Origin of the sequence: Arthrobacter sp. H14 (assembly GCF_000520495.1) — a bacterium.
Lineage (GTDB): Bacteria > Actinomycetota > Actinomycetes > Actinomycetales > Micrococcaceae > Arthrobacter_C.
This window is the reverse complement of sequence record NZ_KI914696.1, coordinates 11,723-14,853: the sequence shown is the minus strand read 5'-3', so window position 1 is coordinate 14,853 and position 3,131 is coordinate 11,723. Positions and strand designations below refer to the sequence as shown.

Sequence of the window (3,131 nt, the reverse complement as noted above, 5' to 3'; positions counted from 1 at the left end):
CACCCCGCAGCCACCCTGCCGCCGAAGTCATTATGAGAGGCCCGAACGCCCGTATCGACCACATAAACCTCCACACCGGTGCCCGATCCCAGAAAAGTGTACGAATCTGACCCGGGCAGACGCCGCTGATCCATACGATCAAGGCCCCACGGGGCCGGATCCTGCGTCGTGGCAATACTATTCGGAGCATCACGCTCCACCGCTGCCACCCGGTCCGAACGGGATAACGCCCTGATCTGGCCGGCAGTGGCATCCACGACCGTGGCCCGGACCGCATGTGAGAAGGTCCGGCCAACCGACAAGCCCTTCGCATGCAGACCCCGAGCCTCAACCCCAACATCCGTTCCGGGAACAAACCGAACCAAATACCGTTCCTTATCACCGGAAGTCGATACCGGCTCAAGACTCTGCTCAACGGAAATTCCGTCACCCGGTTCGGCCGGACCTATAGCTTCCGCCGGAAATGCAATGGCGGAAAGAACCCCCAGAGTCAGCAGCGCAGTGACCGAAGCAGCCCAGAAGCGTTGCAGAAAACGCATGGCTTCCTTTCACAAAGAAACAAACAACAGAGGTGGGGAACCGGCGGCAGCCTGGACCGGCTGTCGCGGCCTCAAGAGTCGTTGACTCATCCATGTTCTTCCGGTGTGTCCTGGCAGACAGGCCCGGTAACAATAGTATCATTGGAAACTTTGACCACTCTGGTGCTAACTTGGGTCCCGGTGCGGCTGTACCCACACGAACTGATACGGGACCACGGGGTCACGGGGTCACGGGGGAACAGCGGCCGCCGCCCCTGCCGAAAGCCGGCAGGCGCTTGTCGGGAAGCTTCCTAAGCATGACTAAATCTCCCAACCAGTCCACCGACGGTCTCACTGGCCATGTCAAAGCCGTGCTGTCAGCCATCACAGCACTGACCATCATCGTTGCGTCACTCCTGATGGCACCGGCTGCGTACGCCGCACCCGCTGGTGCGCCCGAGCCGCAGCCGGTCGACGGTGCCCCTAAAACGCATCACCACTACGAACCGGGACAGATTCCCGGCGTCGAACGGCACACCAGCCGCGACGGAGCCATGGAAGCCCGCGCGCTCCATCCGGCCGGCGATATCAAGGTCACATTGGTGAGGGCGCAGCTTCAAGACAACGCCGGCGACTACTCATCAGTGTCCTTGGACCAGGCCCGGCAGGCGATTAACGTCGCGGACGACTATTGGGCCGATATGTCCAACGGACGGATTTCCATTGAGGTTGAGCAGACCCGGCCCCGATTCATAACCGCCGCCAAGGCAAGCTGGAACTACTGGGACATCATGGACCAGATCACCAAAGAGCTGGGCTGGACGTACGAAGAAGGCGAGGCACTGGTGGTCTTCGTCCCCCAAAACCTGCTCTCCAGCGGGGCATACGGTGCTGGCTGGACGACGGACGGCGTATCGGGACGCATCCTGATGCCGCGTCCCAGCAGCTACAGCCTGACCGACAGCGTCCTGGCACACGAATTTGGTCACCTTTTTGGTCTGGGCCATGCGAACGCTCTGACCTGTAACGATGGTGCGTCGGACACCTCCGACTATGCCGGATGCTGGATCCGGGAGTACGGAGACACCACAGATTTGATGGGAACCTCGCAACAGTATCGGCCCACCATCAGCGCCAGCTTTTGGGACATCGCCGGATTTGGATCCGGCCAGGACATCCGCAACGTCGGCGTCGCCTCGGGTTCGAAGACCTACACGCTGCTTCCATGGGGCGGGGAAAAGAACTACCGCGCCATCAAGTTCACCGATCCGGTCAGCGAGGAAATCTACTACTTGGAGTTACGTCAGCCGGTCGACCAGGATCAATACCTCTCCAACTATTCGGAGAGACTCAACCGGGGTGTGAAGATCACCCAGGCCCCTTGGACCGGACCAGAGCAGCTGCCTGACTCCATCATCCTGGAGCCCAATACAGAGCCGTTCGAAGGTTACTACAGCTTCGAACATGCCTGGCAGGAAGGTTCGACATTTGAAACCCATGCCGGAACGGAGGTGAAAATCAGCGACATCGGCACCGGCTCAGCCCAGGTGACGATTACAGCGCCTGGTGCGCAGGAGCCCGAGGACCCGTTCACGGACGTCGACTCGGATACGAAGTACCAGCAGCAAATCCTCTGGGCCTATAACAACAACATCACCAGCGGGTACGACGACGGCACCTTCCGCCCGTATGAACCCATCAACCGTGATGCCATGGCAGCCTTCCTCTACCGGATGGCAGGAGAACCGGCATACAACCCGCCGAGCACCTCACCATTCGAGGACTACCCGACCGGTGAGAAGTTCTATAAGGAAATAGCCTGGCTCGAGGAAGCCGGCATCACCAAAGGATGGAAGGTCGGTGAGAACCAGTACGAATACCGACCGTATGAACCCATCAACCGTGACGCCATGGCAGCCTTCCTCTACCGGATGGCCGGAGGACCGGCGTACAACCCCCCGGGCACCTCACCATTCAAGGACTACCCGATCGACGGAAAGTTCTATAAGGAAGTCGCCTGGCTCGAAGAAATGCGCATCACCACAGGCTGGCCAGATGACACCTACCGTCCGCTCGAACCCATCAACCGCGACGCGATGGTGACCTTCCTCTGGCGCTTCGACAAGCAGTTCTAGCTTCCTATCTGCCCTCCATCGAAAATCCGATCGGCACAACTCCACATCCACGAATGAAACCTCTGGGACTCGCGACGATCATTCTCACCGAATCATCCGGGTTGCGCGGGCCCTGGCAACAAATAGCGCGCTGGGCCCTCCCCGTCATCATAATCCAGGGACATCGGAGAGCATGACTCACATTCTCGGTGCCCGGCCTGTCACCGGTATGCCGGCGGCACCAACACTGGACCAACGACAAGCACGCAATCCGTTTGGCGGAAGCGGGGGTTTGCCGAACCGGCTGGCATACTTGGCTCATTCGACTGTGCATCCCCGATGGGGCGGTACGCGAAACATTTCCGCAAGAATGCCGGGAGGAACCCCCATGACCAAAAATGCTGCATCTGCCGCTGTCAGTTTGAAGATCGTGGCCGCTGATCCGCTGGAAGCAGAGGAACACCTCAACGCGGCCACACGGGAACTGCAGCGGCTGGCC

Annotated in this window: 1 protein-coding gene and 1 pseudogene; one reads left to right on the top strand and one right to left on the bottom strand. The window is 59.9% G+C overall.

Annotation, left to right across the window (positions count from 1 at the left end):
• Positions 1–539: pseudogene (locus Y707_RS27825) on the bottom strand (hypothetical protein); the annotation flags it as partial.
• 296 nt (positions 540–835) lie between these two features.
• Between Y707_RS27825 and Y707_RS0119940 the strand changes: the two are divergent.
• Positions 836–2,653, top strand: a complete 1,818-nt coding sequence (locus Y707_RS0119940; RefSeq protein WP_051442240.1) for an S-layer homology domain-containing protein — start codon at positions 836–838, stop codon at positions 2,651–2,653.
• The last annotated feature ends 478 nt before the right edge of the window (positions 2,654–3,131 follow it).

Excerpts from the sequence above, each read along its gene's own strand:
- Y707_RS0119940 (WP_051442240.1), top strand. The coding sequence starts at position 836 with ATGACTAAATCTCCCAACCAGTCCACCGACGGTCTCACTGGCCATGTC.